At 47.1% G+C, this 21,053-nt stretch carries 23 protein-coding genes; 9 read left to right on the top strand and 14 right to left on the bottom strand.

Going from position 1 to position 21,053, the window contains the following annotated elements:
• Nucleotides 1-10: 10 nt before the first annotated feature.
• From dltA to ACQXR1_RS00180, 6 genes are all read left to right on the top strand, one after another.
• Entirely contained in the window at nt 11-1,522 is a 1,512-nt protein-coding gene (gene dltA, locus ACQXR1_RS00205; protein ID WP_306289350.1) for a D-alanine--poly(phosphoribitol) ligase subunit DltA, read from the top strand.
• A complete protein-coding gene (gene dltB, locus ACQXR1_RS00200; RefSeq protein WP_306289349.1) occupies nt 1,519-2,706 on the top strand; it encodes a D-alanyl-lipoteichoic acid biosynthesis protein DltB in 1,188 nt (395 codons plus the stop codon). The genes dltA and dltB overlap by 4 nt, the downstream gene beginning before the upstream one ends.
• Nucleotides 2,707-2,722: 16 nt before the next feature.
• Nucleotides 2,723-2,959, top strand: coding sequence for a D-alanine--poly(phosphoribitol) ligase subunit DltC (gene dltC, locus ACQXR1_RS00195; protein WP_003227325.1), 237 nt, complete (start codon nt 2,723-2,725; stop codon nt 2,957-2,959).
• Nucleotides 2,959-4,137, top strand: coding sequence for a D-alanyl-lipoteichoic acid biosynthesis protein DltD (gene dltD / locus ACQXR1_RS00190; RefSeq protein ID WP_069838438.1), 1,179 nt, complete (start codon nt 2,959-2,961; stop codon nt 4,135-4,137). The genes dltC and dltD overlap by 1 nt, the downstream gene beginning before the upstream one ends.
• Nucleotides 4,138-4,225: 88 nt before the next feature.
• Nucleotides 4,226-4,984 (top strand): SDR family oxidoreductase, encoded by a 759-nt coding sequence (locus ACQXR1_RS00185; RefSeq protein ID WP_306289348.1) that lies wholly within the window; start codon nt 4,226-4,228, stop codon nt 4,982-4,984.
• A gap of 141 nt (nt 4,985-5,125) precedes the next feature.
• Nucleotides 5,126-6,217, top strand: coding sequence for a branched-chain amino acid aminotransferase (locus ACQXR1_RS00180; RefSeq protein ID WP_014665893.1), 1,092 nt, complete (start codon nt 5,126-5,128; stop codon nt 6,215-6,217).
• Between the two features lie 33 nt (nt 6,218-6,250).
• Here the strand turns inward: ACQXR1_RS00180 and licH are convergent, their stop codons facing one another.
• From licH to ACQXR1_RS00145, 7 genes are all read right to left on the bottom strand, one after another.
• Nucleotides 6,251-7,579 (bottom strand): 6-phospho-beta-glucosidase LicH, encoded by a 1,329-nt coding sequence (licH, locus tag ACQXR1_RS00175; protein ID WP_040081400.1) that lies wholly within the window; start codon nt 7,577-7,579, stop codon nt 6,251-6,253.
• The gene (licA, locus tag ACQXR1_RS00170) at nt 7,576-7,908 is read right to left on the bottom strand and encodes a PTS lichenan transporter subunit IIA (RefSeq protein ID WP_306645663.1); all 333 of its coding nucleotides are present in this window, start codon (nt 7,906-7,908) and stop codon (nt 7,576-7,578) included. Before licA ends, licH begins: the two co-directional genes overlap by 4 nt.
• Nucleotides 7,909-7,926: 18 nt before the next feature.
• Entirely contained in the window at nt 7,927-9,285 is a 1,359-nt protein-coding gene (gene licC, locus ACQXR1_RS00165; RefSeq protein ID WP_430771525.1) for a PTS lichenan transporter subunit IIC, read from the bottom strand.
• A 15-nt stretch (nt 9,286-9,300) separates the two neighbouring features.
• Nucleotides 9,301-9,609 (bottom strand): PTS lichenan transporter subunit IIB, encoded by a 309-nt coding sequence (gene licB, locus ACQXR1_RS00160; RefSeq protein WP_069150575.1) that lies wholly within the window; start codon nt 9,607-9,609, stop codon nt 9,301-9,303.
• A gap of 128 nt (nt 9,610-9,737) precedes the next feature.
• The gene (gene licR / locus ACQXR1_RS00155) at nt 9,738-11,663 is read right to left on the bottom strand and encodes a transcriptional regulator LicR (protein ID WP_430771524.1); all 1,926 of its coding nucleotides are present in this window, start codon (nt 11,661-11,663) and stop codon (nt 9,738-9,740) included.
• Nucleotides 11,664-11,824: 161 nt separating this feature from the next.
• A complete protein-coding gene (locus tag ACQXR1_RS00150) occupies nt 11,825-11,983 on the bottom strand; it encodes a hypothetical protein (RefSeq protein WP_052438130.1) in 159 nt (52 codons plus the stop codon).
• Nucleotides 11,984-12,011: 28 nt separating this feature from the next.
• Nucleotides 12,012-12,602 carry a DNA-3-methyladenine glycosylase gene (locus ACQXR1_RS00145; RefSeq protein ID WP_430771522.1) on the bottom strand — a complete coding sequence of 197 codons (591 nt, stop codon included), beginning with the start codon at nt 12,600-12,602 and terminating at the stop codon, nt 12,012-12,014.
• A gap of 129 nt (nt 12,603-12,731) precedes the next feature.
• Between ACQXR1_RS00145 and katX the strand changes: the two genes are divergently transcribed.
• On the top strand, nt 12,732-14,375 hold the full coding sequence (gene katX, locus ACQXR1_RS00140; protein WP_430771521.1) for a catalase KatX: 1,644 nt from the start codon (nt 12,732-12,734) through the stop codon (nt 14,373-14,375).
• 100 nt (nt 14,376-14,475) lie between these two features.
• Nucleotides 14,476-15,678 carry an MFS transporter gene (locus tag ACQXR1_RS00135; protein ID WP_430771520.1) on the top strand — a complete coding sequence of 401 codons (1,203 nt, stop codon included), beginning with the start codon at nt 14,476-14,478 and terminating at the stop codon, nt 15,676-15,678.
• On the opposite strand, the gene ACQXR1_RS00130 is transcribed toward ACQXR1_RS00135, so the two are convergent.
• Genes ACQXR1_RS00130 through sigY form a run of 6 tightly spaced genes read right to left on the bottom strand, consistent with a single transcriptional unit; the run spans nt 15,675 to nt 18,578 of the window.
• Nucleotides 15,675-16,451 (bottom strand): ABC transporter permease, encoded by a 777-nt coding sequence (locus ACQXR1_RS00130; protein WP_430771519.1) that lies wholly within the window; start codon nt 16,449-16,451, stop codon nt 15,675-15,677. The two genes, ACQXR1_RS00135 and ACQXR1_RS00130, sit on opposite strands and share 4 nt — an antisense overlap.
• Nucleotides 16,448-17,335, bottom strand: a complete 888-nt coding sequence (locus ACQXR1_RS00125) for an ABC transporter ATP-binding protein (RefSeq protein WP_151257781.1) — start codon at nt 17,333-17,335, stop codon at nt 16,448-16,450. Before ACQXR1_RS00125 ends, ACQXR1_RS00130 begins: the two co-directional genes overlap by 4 nt.
• Nucleotides 17,336-17,340: 5 nt before the next feature.
• Nucleotides 17,341-17,529, bottom strand: a complete 189-nt coding sequence (gene yxlE, locus ACQXR1_RS00120; RefSeq protein WP_003227293.1) for a sigma Y negative regulator YxlE — start codon at nt 17,527-17,529, stop codon at nt 17,341-17,343.
• On the bottom strand, nt 17,526-17,732 hold the full coding sequence (gene yxlD, locus ACQXR1_RS00115; protein WP_014665906.1) for a sigma Y negative regulator YxlD: 207 nt from the start codon (nt 17,730-17,732) through the stop codon (nt 17,526-17,528). The genes yxlE and yxlD overlap by 4 nt, the downstream gene beginning before the upstream one ends.
• Entirely contained in the window at nt 17,729-18,049 is a 321-nt protein-coding gene (locus ACQXR1_RS00110; protein ID WP_394715432.1) for a YxlC family protein, read from the bottom strand. Before ACQXR1_RS00110 ends, yxlD begins: the two co-directional genes overlap by 4 nt.
• A complete protein-coding gene (gene sigY, locus ACQXR1_RS00105; protein WP_430771518.1) occupies nt 18,042-18,578 on the bottom strand; it encodes an RNA polymerase sigma factor SigY in 537 nt (178 codons plus the stop codon). The genes ACQXR1_RS00110 and sigY overlap by 8 nt, the downstream gene beginning before the upstream one ends.
• 213 nt (nt 18,579-18,791) lie before the next feature.
• Between sigY and ACQXR1_RS00100 the strand changes: the two genes are divergently transcribed.
• The gene (locus ACQXR1_RS00100; protein WP_040081383.1) at nt 18,792-20,165 is read left to right on the top strand and encodes a cytosine permease; all 1,374 of its coding nucleotides are present in this window, start codon (nt 18,792-18,794) and stop codon (nt 20,163-20,165) included.
• A 13-nt stretch (nt 20,166-20,178) separates the two neighbouring features.
• On the opposite strand, the gene ACQXR1_RS00095 is transcribed toward ACQXR1_RS00100, so the two are convergent.
• Nucleotides 20,179-21,009, bottom strand: a complete 831-nt coding sequence (locus ACQXR1_RS00095) for an NAD(P)H-hydrate dehydratase (protein ID WP_071582443.1) — start codon at nt 21,007-21,009, stop codon at nt 20,179-20,181.
• Nucleotides 21,010-21,053: the final 44 nt, after the last annotated feature.

Genomic DNA, 21,053 nt, shown 5'->3' with positions numbered 1-21,053 from the left:
GAGAATAACTATGAAACTTTTACATGCTATTCAAACACATGCGGAAACTTATCCGCAAACCGATGCCTTCCGCTCTCAAGGCCAGTCGCTCACGTATCAGGAGTTATGGGAGCAGTCTGACCGCGCGGCTGCCGCGATCCAAAAACGCATTTCTGGGGAAAAGAAATCTCCTATCCTTGTTTACGGCCATATGGAGCCGCACATGATCGTTTCCTTCTTGGGAAGCGTCAAAGCGGGACATCCTTATATTCCGGTTGATCTGTCCATTCCGGCTGAACGGATTGCGAAAATTATCGAAAGCTCTGGAGCAGAGTTGCTGATCCATGCAGCCGGACTTCCAATTGATGCAGTCAGCCAGCAGATTCAAGCCGTTTCAGCGGAAGAACTGCTGGAAAACGAAGGCAGCTCTGTCACCGAAGATCAATGGGTCAAAGAACACGAAACGTTTTATATCATTTACACTTCTGGAAGCACAGGAAATCCGAAAGGCGTGCAGATTTCCGCTTCTAACCTTCAAAGCTTCACAGACTGGATTTGTGCAGACTTCCCAGTCAACGGCGGAAAAACATTTTTAAACCAAGCGCCATTCTCATTTGATTTATCTGTCATGGACCTATATCCGTGCCTGCAATCAGGCGGGACTTTACATTGCGTGACAAAGGATGCTGTGAATAAGCCGAAAATCTTATTTGAAGAGCTGAAGAAGTCCGGGCTGAATGTGTGGACATCAACACCTTCTTTTGTGCAAATGTGCTTGATGGACCCGGGTTTTTCACAGGACCTGCTGCCTGGTGCGGACACATTTATGTTTTGCGGAGAGGTTCTTCCGGTTTCTGTGGCAAAAGCGCTGCTTGAGCGTTTTCCGAAAGCAAAGGTTTTTAATACGTACGGCCCGACTGAAGCGACAGTGGCTGTCACATCGGTTGAAATTACAGATGACGTGATCAGCCGCAGCGAATCGCTTCCAGTGGGCTTCGCCAAACCAGATATGAACATTTTCATTATGGATGAACAGGGACAGCCGCTTCCTGATGGAGAAAAAGGGGAAATCGTCATTGCAGGACCGAGCGTAAGCCGAGGCTACCTTGGTGAGCCGGAACTGACGGACAAAGCGTTTTTCTCTCATGAAGGCCAGTGGGCATACCGGACTGGCGATGCCGGCTTTATTCAAGACGGTCAGATTTTCTGCCAAGGGCGTTTGGATTTTCAGATTAAACTTCACGGCTACCGAATGGAACTGGAGGAAATCGAGTTTCATGTCAGACAGTCACAGTATGTTCGCTCTGCTGTCGTGATTCCTTATCAGCCAAACGGAACAGTTGAGTACCTGATCGCTGCTATTGTGCCTGAGGAGCATGATTTCCAGAAGGAATTCCAGCTGACAAGCGCTATTAAAAAAGAGCTTGCCGCTTCTCTTCCGGCATATATGATCCCGAGAAAATTTATCTATCAGGATCACATTCAAATGACGGCTAACGGCAAAATTGACCGAAAACGCATTGGCGAAGAGGTTCTTGTATGACGCCTTACAGCTCGTTTTTATTCTTTATACTGCTTGGCATTCTTCTCCTGCCGACGATCATCCTCGGCTTAAACGGAAAAAGATTTCAAGCATACAACATGTTCATATCTATCATTATATTGGCTTTAATTTTTTCGCACGACTTACATGGGGTCATTGCACTGTGCCTGTTTACAATATGGCAGGTGCTCTTGGTCAGCGGCTATCTGGCATACCGGCAGAAAGCGAACAGCGGCTTTGTGTTTTGCGGGGCTGTTATCGCGTCGATTCTGCCTTTATTTCTGTCAAAAATATGGCCGTTTCTTTCACACCCGCAGCCGCATCATCCGCCGCATAACCTGATCAGCTTTTTAGGGATCTCATATTTAACCTTTAAAGGCGTTCAGCTGATTATGGAAGCAAGAGACGGACTGCTGAAAGAACAGCTGCCATTGCACCGCCTGCTGTATTTCATCCTGTTTTTCCCGACGATCTCCTCCGGTCCGATCGACAGATACCGCCGGTTCGTCAAGGATGAACAAAAGGCTTGGACGAAAGAAGAATACGCCGACCTGCTGTATACGGGGATCCATAAAATCTTCATCGGTTTCCTGTATAAATTTATTATCGGCTACGCGATCAATACGTACTTCATCATGAATCTTCACGCAATCACGCACAATAAGATTCTTGGGAACATGCTGTACATGTACGGCTACAGCATGTATTTATTCTTTGATTTCGCCGGCTACACGATGTTTGCCGTCGGGGTCAGCTACATTATGGGCATTAAATCTCCAGAAAACTTTAATAAACCGTTTATCAGTAAAAATATTAAAGATTTCTGGAATCGCTGGCATATGTCTCTGTCATTTTGGTTCAGAGATTATGTGTTTATGAGATTTGTATTTTGGATGACGAAGAAAAAGTGGATCAAAAACCGCATGGCTGTCTCAAACATCGGGTATTTCCTGCTGTTTATGCTGATGGGGGTTTGGCACGGGCTTGCGCCGCAATATATCATCTACGGCCTTTATCACGCCGTGCTGATGACGTGTTACAATTTTTTCGAGAAGTGGAATAAGAAATATAAATGGCTGCCGTCCAACCGCTGGACAACCATTCTCGCTATTGTGATCACGTTCCATTTCGTTTGCTTCGGATTTTATATTTTCTCAGGAAAACCATTTCATCACCACCATTAAAGGAGATTAGAAAGCTATGGATTTTAAACAAGAGGTATTAGACGTTTTAGCAGAGGTTTGCCAGGATGACATCGTAAAGGAAAATCCTGATATTGAAATTTTTGAAGAAGGTTTGCTTGATTCTTTTGGAACAGTAGAATTGCTGCTTGCGATTGAAAACCGTTTTGATATTTTAGTGCCGATCACTGAATTTGACCGGGACGTTTGGAATACCCCTAACAACATTGTAAATCAGCTGTCTGAGTTGAAATAATGAAAAAGCGTTTTTTCGGTCCAATTATTTTGGCGTTTATTCTATTCGCAGGCGCCATCGCAATTCCATCTTCATGGCTGACAGGCTTCATCACCGATAAGCGTGTGAAAGAGTCAGCAACAGCCTTGAATCCGAGTATGTTTCAAGGGCTATATTTACAAGATCAGATGCTCAAAGATCCGACATATCTTCCGATTTACGGATCTTCTGAGCTTTCACGGCTGGACGAGTTCCATCCATCTAATTATTTTCAGGTAAACAATGAGGGATTCACGCCATACCTTGTCGGCAAAGGCGGGTCCCAATCATTGATTCATTCTTTAAACTTCGCTGCCCATATGGATCAGCTGAAAGGCAAAAAAATCGTATTCATCGTGTCTCCGCAATGGTTTATTAAACGCGGGTCTGATGAACAGCATTTCGCGCCGAACTATTCTGCGCTGCAAGGGCTTGATTTGGCGTTTAACGATCAGATCGATCCTGAAATAAAAAAGAAAATGATGAAACGCATGCTGCGCTTTAAGGCTGTGCAAAACGACGCGATTCTTTCCGAGCTGTGCAAAGCAATCGTAAACGGCCAGACGTGGAAAGTGAACGCGCTGAAGCCGGCGGCGAAAGTGTATTACAGCATGCTGGAAAAGAAAGATCTGTATTATTCAACGACAGAATCACCCGGACCAAAGCGTTATATCTCGCAGTCAGTAAAAGATAAGTCATGGTCTGAACTGAATAAACTAGCAGATCAATCGGGCAAACGCCACTCCGGGTCTAACGATTTTCGTATCGACAACCCTGTCTATAAAAAGCTGAAGCCAAAAGTGCAAAAGCTGAAAGGGAAAAACAAAGGAAGATCGTATGCTGTATCACCGGAATACGGCGACTTTGAAATAATGCTGGATATCCTGAAGGATGCGGGCGCAGAACCTATGTTTGTCACTATTCCGGTTAACGGAAAATGGTACGATTACACAGGCTTCCCGAAAAAAGGACGCACTGACTATTACAAAAAGGTAAATAAACAAATCAGAGCCAAGGGCTTCCAGGTTGCTGATTTCTCAGGGCATGAATATGATCCGTATTTCATGAAAGACACCATCCACATTGGCTGGAAAGGCTGGGTGTATGTCGATAAAGCAATTGACGAATTTTATAAAACCGGTAAAGTCACTTCATCCTGAGCATCTCATAGGACGCGGCTGTATATTTCCTGCTAAGATTTGAAATAGTAAAGAAATCACAGCCAACTGAATAAGAGGTGTTACATCCATGAAGATGACAGGCAATACGGTTTTAATCACAGGGGGTTCTGCTGGCATCGGGCTTGAACTGGCCAAGCGCCTGCTGGAGCTCGGCAATGAAGTTATCATTTGCGGACGCAGCGAAGCACGTCTTGCAGAAGCGAAGCAGCAGCTCCCAAACATCCATACAAAGCAATGTGATGTGGCAGACCGTTCGCAGCGGGAAGCATTGTTTGAATGGGCGCTAAAGGAATTTCCGGCCCTGAATGTTCTCGTCAACAACGCCGGCATTCAAAAGGAAATTGACTTTAAAAAAGGGACAGAGGAGCTTTTTGTGGACGGAGACGAAATTGAACTTAATTTCCAAGCGCCTGTCCATTTATCCGCTCTTTTTACGCCTCATTTGATGAAGCAGCCCGAGGCGGCAATCGTGCAGGTTACATCCGGGCTTGCGTTTAACCCGTTAGCTGTTTATCCGGTGTACTGTGCAACAAAAGCGGCACTTCACTCGTTCTCGCTTACACTCAGACACCAGCTCCGCGACACGAGCGTGGAAGTGATTGAAATGGCGCCTCATATGGTGGACACGGGCTTAAACCAAAAATCGCGCGATAAACAAGGCCTGACGTACCGGGGCATTTCAACTGAAGAATATGTTCAATATTTCTTGGACGGCTTGAAGGAAGGCAAACAGGAGATTACAAATGAACGTGTTGAAGGTCTTCGAAATGCCACTCGCGCCGATTATGACAGGGTATTCGAGCAAATGAACTCGCAGGAGAATTAATTTCTCCTGCTTTTTTCTTATGAATTTCTTACAAATTTGAGCAAACCTATTGCGAATATTTGGTGAAGGTATACAATAGAATATAAATTATTTTCAAATAAGTTTGATAATATAAACAATTTAACAGCAGGGAGATTGACCATGACTAAACAAACGATTCGCGTTGAATTGACATCAACAAAAAAACCGAAACCAGACCCAAATCAGCTTTCGTTCGGAAGAGTGTTTACAGACCACATGTTTGTAATGGACTATGCGGCAGATAAAGGTTGGTACGATCCAAGAATCATTCCTTATCAATCCTTATCAATGGATCCGGCCGCGATGGTCTATCACTACGGCCAAACCGTGTTTGAAGGGTTAAAGGCTTACGTGTCAGAGGATGACCATGTCCTGCTTTTCAGACCGGAAAAAAATATGGAACGCCTGAATCAATCAAACGACCGCCTCTGCATCCCGCAAATTGATGAAGAACAGGTTCTTGAAGGCTTAAAGCAGCTTGTCGCAATTGATAAAGACTGGATTCCGAATGCGGAGGGCACATCCCTTTATATCCGTCCGTTCATCATCGCAACCGAGCCTTTTCTTGGTGTTGCGGCATCTCACACGTATAAGCTCTTGATCATTCTTTCTCCGGTCGGCTCTTATTACAAAGAAGGCATTAAGCCTGTCAAAATCGCTGTTGAAAGTGAATTTGTCCGTGCGGTAAAAGGCGGAACAGGAAATGCCAAAACCGCTGGGAACTACGCTTCAAGCTTAAAAGCGCAGCAGGTAGCCGAAGAGAAAGGATTTTCACAAGTGCTTTGGCTGGACGGAATCGAAAAGAAATACATCGAAGAAGTCGGAAGCATGAACATTTTCTTCAAAATCAATGGTGAAATCGTAACACCGATGCTGAACGGAAGCATCCTGGAAGGCATTACGCGCAATTCTGTCATTACCTTGCTTAAACATTGGGGCTTTCCCGTTTCAGAACGAAAAATTGCGATCGATGAGGTCATCCAAGCCCATAAAGACGGCATCCTTGAAGAAGCCTTCGGAACAGGTACAGCAGCCGTTATTTCCCCAGTCGGCGAGCTGATTTGGCAGGGTGAAACACTGTCAATTAACAATGGTGAAACAGGGGAAATCGCAAAAAAATTATATGACACGATTACAGGCATTCAAAAAGGCGCTGTCACAGACGAATTCGGATGGACGACCGAAGTTGCAGCACTGACTGAAAGCAAGTAAGAAAAAAGCCGGCCCATTACAGGCCGGCTTTTTTTACGCTTCAATTTTGTTGAAGAACTGCGGCAGATACGCTTTGTGCGCCTCCAGCATGTCGTCTAAAATCTGTTTGGCCACAGTATCGGACGGGACAAGCGGGTTAATCGTCATGGCAAGGAGGGCGGTTTGATAGTCACCTGTAACTGCCGCTTCTGCCGCGACACGCTCAAAGGATTTGATTTGCTGGACGAGGCCTCGGACAGACACCGGCAAGTCGCCGACAGCAATTGGCTTAGGGCCTGTTTTCGTCATCACACAGTTCACTTCAACTGCGGAATCGTCTGGAATGCTCGCTATTGCACCATTATTGATCGTGTTCACCGGCTGAATGTCATGTTTATCATTGTAAATGGAGCTGATTAGGTTACATGCTGCATCACTGTAGTAAGCTCCGCCCCGTTTTTCCAGCTGCGGCGGTTTGATCGCAAGGTTCGGATCTTTATAGAGCTCAAACAGCTCTTTTTCGACCTTCTGCACGACTTCAGCGCGGGTGCCCTCCGTTTGTGATGCTTCTAGTTCGTGCTCCAGCATTTCTTTTGTTTTGAAATAGTAACGGTGATAGCCGCAAGGGATCACATTGAGCGCTTTTAAGAAATCCGGTTCCCATTCGGCGCCTGAGATATTTTTCATCGTCATCGCGTTTTTCGGGTCACCCATCGCCTCGATGACTTGCTCTTTCACACTTACGCCGTCCAAGAAAACATCCAGCCCGAACACCATATGATTCAGTCCGGCGAATTGGACTTCTACGCGGTCCACATCTACATCAAGCGCTTTGGCTACGCCCATTTTAATGCCGATTGGAACATTACAAAGACCGACGACTTTCTTCAGGTTGGAGTAGCGAAGCAAGGCTTCTGTTACCATGCCGGCAGGGTTTGTGAAGTTAACAAGCCAAGCGTTCGGGCAGAGCTCTTCTATGTCCTTTGCGATCTCAAGAATGACCGGAATCGTGCGTAATCCTTTAAACAGGCCTCCCGGACCGTTTGTTTCCTGGCCAATTACTCCGTATTTTAGTGGAATGCGCTCATCCTTTGCTCTTGCCTGCAAAAGTCCGACACGGAATTGAGTCGTAACAAAGTCTGCGTCTTTCAGCGCTTTTCTCCGATCGAGCGTAAGATGAATGTCGATCGGGACGCCTGCTTTTTCAACCATCCGTTTGGCGAGGGTGCCGACAATATTCAGCTTTTCTTCGCCCTCAGGGATATCGACGAGCCATAATTCACGCACAGGCAGCTCATCATACCGTTTAATGAACCCTTCCACTAGCTCGGGCGTATAGCTTGAACCTCCGCCAATCGTTACAATCTTCAATCCTTTTGTCATATGCTTGCTCCCCTTTGCTCGGTGATTTTTTCATATAACTCAATGATCTCTGCAGCCATATCCTTCACTGTCATTGCATTCATTAAATGATCCTGTGCATGAACCATCAGAAGCGTCATTTCCGTTTTATCTCCGCCCGCTTCATTTTGGATCAGCTCTGTCTGATAGTGATGGGCTTTTGACAATTCTTCAGCAGCGTCTTGAAGCTTATTCCGCGCTTCTTCTGCGTCGCCGCTTTTCGCTGCGGCAATGGCCTCCATTGCGGAGCTCCTTCCGTTTCCTCCGTGAAGGATAATTTGAAAAATGATTTGTTCCATTTTCTCATTCACGCGATTCACTTCCTTTCTCTACAGAGCCGCTTCCTTGTCATCTGATGCAGCAGGTGTTTGGACCAGCTCCAGATCGTTTTCTTCTTTCAGCTTCTGCTTATCCCACATTCTGAAGAATGGGTAGTAGACAATAAAGGATACGGCAATATTAATGGCTTGCATGACCGCGCCTGAGACTTTTCCTCCTGTCGCCAAGTAGCCTGAAAAGATCGGCGGCATGGTCCACGGCACTGCGATACCCGCCGGTTTGGCGACAAGGCCGGTGCTCATTCCGATGTACGTGAGTGTCACTGTGACAAGCGGCGTGATGATAAACGGAAGTAAGAGCATTGGGTTCATGACGATCGGCATTCCGAATATAATCGGTTCGTTAATATTGAAGATGGCCGGGCCGATCGCAAGTTTTCCGAGCTGTTTCATTTGTTTGCTTCGGGCACGCAGGAACATTGTGACAACCAATGCCAATGTCGCGCCGCTTCCGCCGATATTGACCCAGATATCGAAAAATTGCTGGGTGAAAATCTTAGGAAGCTCCTCTCCTGCTTGGAACGCAATTCGGTTGGCATCCATTGCACCGTACCAAATCGGTGCCATGACGCCGCCGACAATATTGGCGCCGTGAAGTCCGCAGGCCCATAAAAGCATTTTGACGGCTTCGGCGACAAGGCTTCCTCCAAGACTTCCTCCAAGAATGGAAAGCGGAGTCCCCAGTAAAACGCTTACAATATTATGAAGACTTTCAAACGGTGTCGCTTCAACTGCCAGCCGGGCTGCCCAAATCAGAAAGATGACGGCAAAGCCAGGAATTAAAGCGACAAATGACTTGCTTACCGCCGGCGGAACGCCGTCCGGCATTTTGAAGACTAAATTGCGCTGGATAATGAGGCGGTAAATCTCAGTGGACACCATCGCGATAATCATGGCGACAAACAGGCCTTTGCTTCCCATGAGCGAAAGCGGAATCCCGCCGCCGACCATGATTTCTTTCGTCGCTCCATCCGGTGTAAACGGCACTTGATAAGGTGTTGCTAATAAAAATGCCGCAAGGGAAATGGCTCCGGCCGACAAAGCATCGACGCCGTATTTCTCGGCGAGCCGGTAGGCGATGCCGAACGCGGCGACTAGCCCCATAATTTCAAAGGTGGCGTCAACTGGGTAGGCCAGTTTTTCAGACCAGGAGCTGCCAAACGTTTTTGCCATAAACTCAGCGTATCCCGGGATTGGGAGATTGCCGATGATAAGGAAAAAGGAGCCGATGATAATCAGCGGCATCGTGAGGATGATACCATCACGCAGCGCCTGCAAATGACGCTGTCCTGCAATTCTTCCCGCTATAGGCATGACCTTTTCTTCTAAGATCTGATTGACTTTATTCACATAGCCCGCCCCTTTCTATGACACATTTCCAAGCTGTTCAGCCGATTTCAGCACTTCTGCCCCGTTGCAAGTGCCATAATGGACGGTATTAATGACGTCTACCGGAACCCCCTTTGACTCTCCTAATTTTTTGAGCTGCGGAAGCATATAACGGACTTGCGGCCCGAGAAGCAGTACATCCGCTTTATCGATATGATTTTGTACAGAATCGCCTGAAACTGCCCAAATGGTATAGTCTTTTCCTTGTTCCTGCGCACTTTTTTCCATCTTGCTCACCAGTAAGCTAGTAGACATGCCTGCTGCACAAACGAGTAATATATTCATGTAAAAGACCCCCTAGAGTTTGATCAATCTTGTTATATCCTGCTGTTGCTATCATCATATTATGAAATCGCTTTCATAAACACTCAAGGTTTTTCCGCAGGAAACGGAAAAAAGGTATATACAGGCTGTCAGCTTAGCTTTTTTTGGTCAAACACATCCGAAAGCTCTTGATACGAACGGCATTTGATCAGCTGGTTCACCGCCGCCGGGTCATCCAAAATGCTGCCCAGAAGTTTATACATGCTTTGCAAATCTGTTGTGTTCTCCTTCTCGACACAAAGCAGACAGACAAATTGAACACGCTGATTCTCCCAATCGATCGGTTTTTTGAGCGTACAAACGGCCCAAAACGTAGTTTTTGTCTGCGGAACGAGCGGGTGCGGGATGGCAACTAGATTGCCAAAGCACGTTGGCGACATGTCTTCTCTTTCAAAAATGGAATCTATGATTTCTTCATCTGCATAGCCGCATTCGACCGCTTTCTGCCCTAAAAATTGAATCACTTCTTCTTTTGTGCGCAAATCCTCCTGAAAAAAAACGAGTTCCTTTCTTAGATAGCGGTCTGCTTTTTCCTTTTCATCACTTAGAATGGATTCTATTTTTGTAAAATCAGTTCCGCCTAAAAGTGTGTTAACCTTCAGTACGGGTACAGGGAGCTCTTTTTTCATCGGAATGGTGCTGATGACAAAATCAATGGATTCATAGGATATTTGGTCAAGACTGTAATACTCAGCCGTTCCAAGAATATCGAGCCGATTGCCGAAATGGGAACGGAGTTTTTCGCGCAGAAGCTGGGCGCTTCCGGCACCCGATGCGCATACAATGATACAGCGTTTCGGCGGGCTTTCTGTTTTTTTTCGTTCAATCGCGGCGCCAAAGTGGAGAGCCAAATATCCAATTTCGTTTTCATGAATGTCGATGCCTGTTTGTTCCTTTATCACCAACCCCGCAATGATCCCAGCTTCAAAAGCGAGCGGGTAATGTTCCTTGATCGCTGCCAGCATCGGATTTCGAAGATTCATGCCATATCGGTTGCGGCTGATCGCCGGCTTCACATGCAGGGCCAATCCGATTTTCAGCTCTTTGTCATGCAGAATGCCGAGCTTCAGTTCACGATCAACGGCTTTGATCATGGCAAATGTCAGCTGATCGGTTTCTTCTTCTATTGAAAATGTGTCCTCTCCGCATTGTGGTTGTGTCATTCGTTTTGTGCCAAGGAGATGCATGGTGATGTACGCTGTCTCGTCTTTCGGAAACGTAACGGCAAGCGCTGATTCCAGTTCTTTTACGATGGCTTCTGCAGCCTGGTATTCTTTTTGATGCAGGATATGATCCATATCTTCAGGGAAAAGAGATACATAGTTTTCCGTTCTGATCCGTTTACAGGCGATAGCGATATGGATAATGAGGTTATTCAGTCCCAAGTTGGACAGAGGAATGCGGTCGTTTCTCATTTTTTTCAGGATGGCGGAACGGATGATCTCAATTTCTTCTTTTGGCAAGATATCAGCCTTTTCATTCAAAACATCCATCTCCGTTTCTCTTTCATCGACGATGTACTCCGCCATACAGTACCTCATCTGCACCTCGTCCCCGCGCAGCTTGAAGCCATAATTCGGACGTGTTTCCATGACGATGCGGTAAGGCAGCAGACGTTTCTTTACTTCCTTTATATCCGATTGGAGTGTAGATTTTGAGATGAATAGTTCTTCAGCCAGTTCATCGAGCTTGAGGTAATGATCCGCCAGCAGCAAACGTTTCATCAGATAGGCCATTCTCTCCTCCGGCAATACCGGCAGGCCCTTTTTTTGCTGAAACACATCTTGCAGCAGCACCCTAAAAGTCTGCTCATCATTAATGCTGAGCTTGTAGCCGGAGCCTCTTACCGATTGTACAAAGGCACCGTGGCCGCTTAGTACACCTTGCAGTTCCTTTATATCATTGCGGACCGTCCGCGTCGTTACATTTAATTGTGCGGCAAAAAACGAGCTTGTCAACGGGGCTTCAGCCGCCATCAGCAAGCGCAGAATATCACGAAGTCGCCCATGAAGCATGAGAAAAACCTCCTATCTAGTAGATGCAGGGATTCAGTGAATAGGCAGAAAGGATGATGAAGGGATGCGAAATGTATATAAATTCTATAATGGAGAGAATGGCAAGTCAATGAACATCCGGAGGACGAGAGGAAAACTGACCCATAAAAAAACAGCCGGGGTCAGCCGGCTGTTCTGGATGTTGACATATTCTTTTGTTTAGATGCCTTTCGATCCTTCATGATTTTTCGAACAATCGGGTAAATGAGCGGCGCCCATTTGATAACGGTTTTGATCATCTTTTTCAAAGCTTCAATTCTCCCTTCTTTTTTCTCAACCATTCCCCTGATTGCCGCTTGCTTAAACATGCTAACGCGACACGTACCTGTTTCCCGTCACCCAGAAACGCCATGGATAATCGCGGGCCTCCCCGCTGTTGTCGATGCCGATGCGCGGACCGGTTGAAATCTGCTCCGGTGTGTACCCTTTTTCAATGTAAAGCGGCTCTTCCGTGATCCAGCGCCCATAGTCATTCATCGTGACGCCAAGCGCTTTTGTGAGCTTTCCGGGACCGTTTGTCCATTCCCTAGGACTCCTGCCCGGTCTTCTCTCCTCCATTAACAGCTGGCCTTCATGCGGCTCAATCGCCCTGATTAATACCGCTTGCGGGATATTCTCTTCCGCGGCAACGACATTCAGCAATGTATGGGTGTGCATCACATATGTATACACCCGCCCAGCTTCTGCAAACATGATTTCAGTCCGCTTCGTCCGGCGGTTGTTAAAGCTGTGTGCCGCTCTGTCCCCAGCCCCCATATAGGCCTCTGTTTCCACAATATAGCCTGACGCTATGCCTTCGTCTGTTTCTTTTACAAGAAGGCAGCCGAGAAGCGACGGGGCAAGCTCAAGAGCGGTTTTTTGATAAAACGTGATGGGCAGCGGATTTTTTTCTCTCGTCACGAATCGACCTCTCCTTTTACCGATTTTTGTACATTGTACCATTCCCGAAGCAGATGAAAAAAAACGGCTGTTTTAAAATCTTTCCATTCAGGGAATATTGTTACCGTTCAAAAAAGGAGGGTCAACCCATTGAAAGATGATCATCATAACAAGCAGCACGGATCAAATGCCCAGGGCAGCGAGGATGCGCTTTCTCATAAGACGTCCGGGAAAAATGAGTCAGAGGATACCTTAACGAATAGGCAGGGGCATCCTGTTACTGACAACCAAAATGTGAGAACCGTCGGGAACAGAGGGCCTACAACGCTTGAGAACTATGATTTTCTCGAAAAAATCAGCCACTTCGACCGGGAACGCATCCCAGAGCGCGTTGTTCATGCCAGGGGAGCAGGTGCACACGGGTATTTTGAAGCGTACGGAAGCTTCGGAGACGAACCGATTTCAACATACACCCGGGCCAAGCTCTTTCAGGAAAAAGGCAAGAAAACACCGGCATTTGTCCGTTTTTCAACTGTGAATCATGGAAAACACTCACCTGAAACATTGAGAGACCCGCGCGGTTTTGCCGTAAAGCTATATACAGAAGACGGAAACTGGGATTTGGTCGGGAACAACCTGAAAATCTTTTTTATCCGCGACCCGCTGAAATTTCCGGATCTTGTACACGCATTTCAGCCTGATCCAGTGACCAACATACAGGATGGTCAACGTATTTTTGATTTCATTTCTCAGTCTCCTGAAGCGACGCATATGATCACTTTCTTGTTTTCGCCTTGGGGCATTCCGGCCAACTACCGGCAAATGCAGGGTTCAGGGGTACATGCCTATAAATGGGTAAATGAGGAGGGCAAGGCCGTTCTCGTGAAATACCATTTCGAACCGAAGCAGGGTATCCGCAACCTGACACAGAAGGAAGCAGAAGAGATCCAAGGGAAAAACTTTAACCATGCCACACAGGATTTATATGACGCGATCGAAAATGGCGATTATCCGGAGTGGGAAGTGTATGCCCAAATCATGAGTGATGATGAACATCCTGAACTGGACTTTGATCCTCTTGATCCGACAAAACTGTGGTATAAAGACGATTTCCCATGGAAACCGATCGGCAAATTGGTGCTTAACAAAAATCCGGAAAACTACCATGCGGAAGTGGAGCAAGCTTCATTTGGAACGGGGGTGCTTGTCGACGGTCTTGATTTTTCCGATGACAAACTGCTTCAAGGGCGGACGTTTGCCTACTCTGATACGCAGCGCTACCGTGTAGGCGCAAATTACCTGCAGCTCCCGATCAACTCGCCGAAAAAGCATGTCGCCACCAACCAAGAAGGCGGGCAAATGCAATATCGGGTTGATAGAGCAGAAGGACAAAACCCGCACGTCAACTATGAGCCATCCATTATGGGCGGGCTGAATGAAGCGAAGCAGGATGGAAAAGACCATACCCCGCATGTCGAAGGTGATGTAAAGCGTGAAGCAATTGACAGAACAAACAACTTCGGACAGGCTGGAGAAACGTACCGGAGATTTACTGAATTTGAACGGAACGAATTGATTACGAATTTAGTGAATACGCTTTCTACGTGCCGAAAAGAAATTCAGGATCAGATGATTGAGAATTTCACAAAAGCTGATCCTGACTATGGAAAACGCGTCGCGGAAGGGCTGAAAAAAGCTTCCGAAAACAACAGCAACGGGCCGATCGGCACAACTGAAACGGAACAGGCTGCAAAGCAGGCTGAACAGGAGAGCCATCCATCTGATCCGTATTAAAAACAGCGAACAGGGCTTTTTTAGAAGTCCTGTTTTTTATTTTTCTATTGAAACGCTTTCAATAATTGTGTTGTACTGGAAGGAAAGGGTGGAGAGAACAATGAAATTACAGCAGGACTTGATTCCTCAGAAAAAAACAATCGGCGCTTTAGATCACGCCGTTTTTTTATGCATGGTATTTTGTTTCTGGTTTTCAGGCTATATTTATGTGCCTGTATTCAGCCTGTATTTGGAGGATCTGCACTTTTCATACGGCGCAATCGGCATCATTCTCGGCAGCTACGGGGTCACGCAAATCCTTCTGCGCTTCCCGCTCGGCCTTCTGTCAGATATCCTGTTTTCTTTGCGCAAGCAATTGTTAATTGCCGGGTTCGGCTTTTCCGTCCTAAGCAGCCTGCTATTTCTGGTGTTTGATTCATTCTTCTTCGTGCTGGCCGCCCGGCTGTTTGGGGGAATTACTGCTTCTATGTGGGTGATGGCGACCATTTTATACGCACATTATTTCAATAATGGCAATGCATCAAAAGCAATGGGCATCATGCAATTTTTTACCGTCATGCCTCAGTTTGTCAGCATTGTGTTCTGCGGACTCGCCGCAGCCCATTTAGGGAGGCAGGTTCCTTTTTGGATGGCGCTGGCAGCCTCTGCCGCAGGTCTGGTGATCTGCTGCTTTATTAAAGATCCGTCTGCTCCTCCGGCGAACCGTGACGCCATCCATGTCAATCAATACATCAAAGACACATTGCGGCTGCCAAAGCTGAAGCTTTTCACCATCCTGTCTATGACGGCTCATGCCGTATTATTTATGACAGTGTTTGGTTTTACGCCGCTTTACATTAATCAGCTCGGAATGGGCGACACGGAGCTGCTTTGGGTGATGGGCGCCTTTTTCCTCCCCCACGCAGCCGCCACATTAAGCTTTGTGTTTCTGCGCTTTACAAGCCCTATCGCCTACTCCGTGATGCTCATTAGCTTTGCTGTCACCGGGGTCTGCTTGCTATATGTTCCTTATTCAGCCACATTGTTCACGGTTTGCATCACACACGCCTGTATCGGGCTGGCGCTCGGCTTCGTTTTTCCTCTGCTGCTAAGCCATGTCGTCGAAATCAGTTCTGTCCGTTTAAAAATGTCAGTGATGGGGTTTTATCAATCATTTTATGCGCTAGGCATCTTCCTCGGGCCCCTTCTTGCCGGGAAAATCGCACAGCTTTTCGGGCTTGCGGGAGTTTTTTATGGAGCCGGGTCGCTGGCATTTGCCGCCTTTTTTGTGATGCTCGCGCAAAAACGTAACATGATCAATTAATAGCTTTCATACCGCTGGAAGCGCCACACAGAAAACATGGCTAGAAGCATGATGCACAGTATGGAGAAAGTGAGTGACCATCCGAAAAAATCTGCCCGCTCTCCATGAAGAAAGATATGCTCCGCCTGCTTGCAAAGCTCGGCCGGAAGCCACTTCGCATGATCTGGGAATAGTGAAACAGCAAAGGAAACAGCTGCTGTGAACCCGATCCCGCAAGCCGCAGCTGCTCCGAGAGACCGGAATATCGTGCTTCCGGCAAGGCCGGCAGTCACAATAAATATCACCCAAAGCGCGTAAAGGCCAAGACTTGCGGCAAAGCGGCTGAATGATGCGTCCTCAAACAGCAGCCGGACGTAATAATAAGCAAGCCCGTATCCAGCTGCGAATGACAGAATGCCGATCACACTTTGGGTGAGCCATTTACTCACGATATAATGGGCTGCCGTCACAGGCCGTGACATGATCAGCGCCGTTACCCCTTGATTCCTTTCATTGGCTACACAGCCCATCACGCTAAAGATGATTAGAGCCATGCCAAGCGTGTTGAATTGAGAAAGCGTGCTGACCATCACTTCAGACCCGGAGGGCACCGTAAAACTGATTTTCATGCCATCAGGAAGATTTCCTCCATGTTCGATGATGTCCGGCATATAATAAATGGTTAGCGGCTGTGTCAGTCCGACGATCATCATCGCAATCGGCAGCCAAACCAGCTTGCCGCTTTTCCACCCTTCCAGCCATTCCTTCTGCAATAGCGCCATCATCACCTTCATGCGTGCACCACCTTGAGGTAGACGTCTTCGAGAGACTCGGTTTTCTGTTCAAAACGGGTGACGGTCAATCCCTTCCGGATACAATCACTTAATAAGGATCGGCCAGCGTGTATATCAGGCAGCTCGAAAACAGCTTGGGATTGATTCTTATAGACAATAGCTGAGATGTAAGGCTTCTCTTCAAGCCAGCCCTTCAGCTTCTCTTTCACTGTAAGGGTAAAAACGTTCGTTTGATGCTGTTTTTTCAGCTCCTGCAGCTCACCTTTCCATGAAACCTCACCGTTTTTCATAATCACCACTCGATCACACACCTGCTCTGCATCGTGCAAAACGTGTGTTGAAAACAGAACGGCCATATGCTTCTTCAGCTCCCGCATCATGTCCAGCACCTCGAACCGTCCTGTCGGATCAAGTGCAGACACCGGTTCATCCAATATCAAAAGCTTCGGTTTATGGAGCAGTGCCTGTGCCAGACCGAGTCTTTGTTTCATGCCTCCTGAATAGCCCCCGATCCTTTTGTGTGCCGCTTCGTGCAAACCGACAAATTCCAGCATCTCACCGATCTCCTCTTGGCACTTTTTCTTTGGAAGACCGGATAGTCGCCCGGCAAATATTAAAAATTCATTTGCGGTCATCCACGAATAAAAAGCAGGATACTGCGGGAGGTACCCAATCAAACACCGATCCAGCTTTTTTTCTCCTAACAGCTTAATGTTTCCGGAGGTTGGCGAAAGCAGTCCGGCCAGCATTTGCAGAGTCGTGGTTTTGCCGGCTCCATTAGGTCCTAATAGTGCGACACACTCATTTTCATTCACGTGAAAACTGACATTCTTTACAGCTTCATGATGCCGATATGTTTTGCATAATGACTCAATAGACAGCATGCCACTCACCTTTGCTTTCTGCCGACGGTGAAAAATAAAATCGGCCCGATAATATTGATACATACGATGATTGCAGCCCACATCCACTTTGGACCGTTTGTCCGCTCTTCTTTTATGCAGCTGATGAGAGCAAACACCGCCAAAGCCAACTGTAATACAATCAGCGGCAAAATCATTTCCCAAGAAATATTCATTGCTTGATCCCCCTTTTCTTCCGATCCGGCCTAATGACAAATAAGTAATAACAAATCAGCGGCATCGGTACTTGAATCAATCCGACAATCCCCCAAACCCATGCCATGCGATTTCGTTTTTTCGCATCAATAAATAAAAAGATTCCCTGCGCCACTACGAGGAGACAAGCCGCAACCGTGATGACAATTTCTGTTTGTGTCATCGGCGCTCCACCTCGCATTCCCCGAGCTGTCTTTTTTTCTCGGTCACAATCAAAATCGGCAGGGTAGCAAGCACACAAACCTGAAGTACAATAAACACAGCAGGAGCTTGAGTGAATGCCAGGATCGCCGCACTCACAACCATCAGCGCGCAGAATACAAATAAAATGATCTCTTTTAGCAGTTTTCTTCTGCGTTCAGCTTTCATTTGTGAAAGCTGGTAAAGCAGTTCTTTTTGATTCGGTATAGAGGGATTGGCTGTTTCATCAATTTTCTGCAATTCTGATTTCAAATGAAGAGATCGCTTTTCTTTATTCATCGTCCCACTCCTTTCTGATTTGGTGGAGCCCTTTATGAACTCTTGACTTTACAGTGCCTTCTTTGATTTGAAGCATCACTCCGATTTCGGCGTAGGTATAACCGTAGTAATGCCTTAATAAAACTGGCGTGCGCAGTTTAGGGTCCAGCTTTGAAAACAGATCGAGCGTTTCGCTCCACTCTGCCCCTTTCGACGACACATCCCACTTGATCTTGCGGATTGCTTCCTCCGTAACCGCCTGATTCCGTTTCCATTCTCTCTTTCTCTTTTTCTGATGATCGAGATAGAGCCGCGATGCAATGGAGATCAGCCACGTGGAGAATTTGGAACGGCCTTGGAAGCTTCTTAAATGAATGTACCCTTTCAAAAAGGTTTCCTGAACGAGCTCCTCGCTGAGGTCAGGATGAAGAGAAAGTTTTAGCAAATATTTATATAAAAAAGAATAATGATAGTGGAAAAGAGCTGTAAACGCTTCGTCGTCTCCCTCTTTCGCCTGTTGTATCAGCTGCTGTTCTTCGTGTGTATCCAATGGCCGCGATCCCCCCTTTTTTTGTTTTTCTGCCTTATGTGACGACACCGGATTTAAAAGCGTTCATCTTTTTTTACAATTCTTTTCAGCCATTGACAGATCAGGCTTCCCAGCCGTTTGGCTGCATATCCTTATTTGTAAACCCCCTCATAGTCTGTTAAGCTATGACTTTATGTCGATTTCAAAAAAACATCCAATATGGAGGACGATGCATTGAAAGTAGAAAGGCGAACGATTGAATATATTCCGAATGAAGAAAGACATGGTAAAGCGAAAGATTTATTTCCCGTATGGTTCGGGGCTAATATGCATATCACCACGTTAGTGACCGGCACGATTCCCGTTGCAATGGGACTTAATTTGTTTTGGAGTGTTGCCGCTATTATTTGCGGAACCTTAATCGGTGCCATATTTATGGCGTCTCATTCCGCGCAAGGCCCTCAGCTTGGCATCCCGCAAATGATTCAAAGCCGTGCCCAATTCGGCGTAATTGGAGCGATTCTTCCCCTCTTCTTAGTCATGTTTATCTACCTTGGTTTCTTCGCAAGCAGCACGATTTTGGCGGCCGGAACCTTAAGCAGCTTTGTTCCCATCCCGGGATCATGGAGCATTATAGGCTTAAGCGCCGTATGTTTTTTACTCACCATTTTCGGTCATGATTTGATTCACAAAATGCAAAAAATCCTTTCTTGGACCTCTTTTGCTGTGTTTTTCGCTGCAACGATTCTTATTTTTCAATTGCCTATTCCGGCAGGCAGCTGGATTCCCGGAGCAGTTGATCTGCCCATTTTCTTGGTGGCAGTCAGCGCAGTTGCGACGTGGCAGCTTGCCTACGCGCCGTATGTTGCCGATTATTCAAGATATTTGCCAGTACAAACACCGGCTTCAAAAACATTTTGGTACAGCTATGCAGGTACGTCTGTCAGCTCCATCTGGATGATGCTGCTCGGCGCTTTGCTGACAACTGCACTGCCTGACTTTACGGCAAACTCAGGAAGCCAGATTGTCCAATTGTTCGGCCCCTTCTCATTTATTATGCTGATCATTGTGTTATTTGGACAAATGGCAATCAATGTTTTTAACCTGTATGGAGCTTTCATGTCCACGACAACAACGCTGGAGCCGTTTCTGAAATTAAAAGTCACGCCCAAAGTCAGAATCACCATGATCCTGGGTGTCACGCTTGTCGGCACAGTCTTAAGCCTGCTGGGGCAAAGCAATTTTATGGAGCTGTTTTTGAGTTTTATCTTTTTCATCAGTTATTTCTTAATTCCATGGACGGCCATCAATTTAGTCGATTACTACTTTGTCCGCCACGGAAAGTATCAAGTCAAAGCCATGTTCGATGTAAACGGGCCTTATGGAAAGGTCAATTGGATCACCACGATTGCGTTCGTTCTGTCCATCTTGTTGGAAATTCCGTTTATCAATACAACCTTTTACATCGGACCGCTAGCCAAAATGTTTGGCGGCGGAGACATCGCATGGATTATCGGCTTGGCTGTTCCTTCTGTGCTTTACTATGTATTAATGAAACCGCGTTTAAAAAAACGGGCGGGGTATCAAGAAAAGCTGTCTTCTCTATGAAGACAGCTTTTTATCATTCAAATCGCTTCCACACGCGGGGCAGCATGTCAGAAAGCTCGTGAGCAAGCAGCGTATGAGCGGAGTGCTCGTCCGTCCAGAGCTCGGCGCACGCGCCGTGCAGATAGACTGCGTTTAATATGGCGTGCTTTGAGTCCTCATGGCAGCAGAGCATCCCCAATATCATGCCCGTCAGCGTGTCACCGGTTCCGCCTTTGGCGAGCGCCCCGTTTCCGGTTGGGTTGAGCCAGCAGTCGCCATCAGGAAACGCGATGACGGTTTGATTTCCTTTTAATACAATGACAGTCTGCAGCCGAGCCGCCCACTCCTTTGCATGCTCCGCTCTTTTGTTTTGCAGCTCGTTCACTGGCACTCCTGTCATGCGGGAAAACTCGCCCGGGTGCGGCGTAAGGATGACGGGCGCCTGCCGTTTCGAATACGTGCGCTTTGCCAGCGCTCCGGCATCCAAAACAACAGGGCAATCCGCCGCAAGTGCATGATCGACTGCCTGCTGTACGGTTTCAGTTTGCGGAAGCCCCGGTCCGATGGCAATTGCCCGGTACTTCTCTTCAAGCTGATCCCCCTCCGTTTTTTTCCAGCCGTCACGCCAATAGGTCGCCTCAGGCAGAACAGGAACAATCAGCGGGATCACGCTTTCAGACGTGCCGATGACAAGCTTGCCGAGACCGCTCCGCATCGCCCCGAGCCCCGCCAGAAGCGCCGCGCCCGGCATGTCGTCGCTTCCCGCCAGCAGCAAGGCCGTACCGTACGTGCCTTTATGGCTCTCGGCATCTCTTTCAGGGAGCGAGGCCCTCACATGCTCCTCCGTCCAAAATGGAACATTCATCTCTATCCCTCCTCTGCTTTCTTTTCCTATTTTTCCTGTACCTT

It is taken from the genome of Bacillus sp. ATD (assembly GCF_050585765.1).
GTDB classification, from domain to species: Bacteria; Bacillota; Bacilli; order Bacillales; family Bacillaceae; genus Bacillus; species Bacillus stercoris.
Note: the sequence above shows the minus strand (reverse complement) of the source record. Positions and strands in the feature narration are given on the sequence as shown.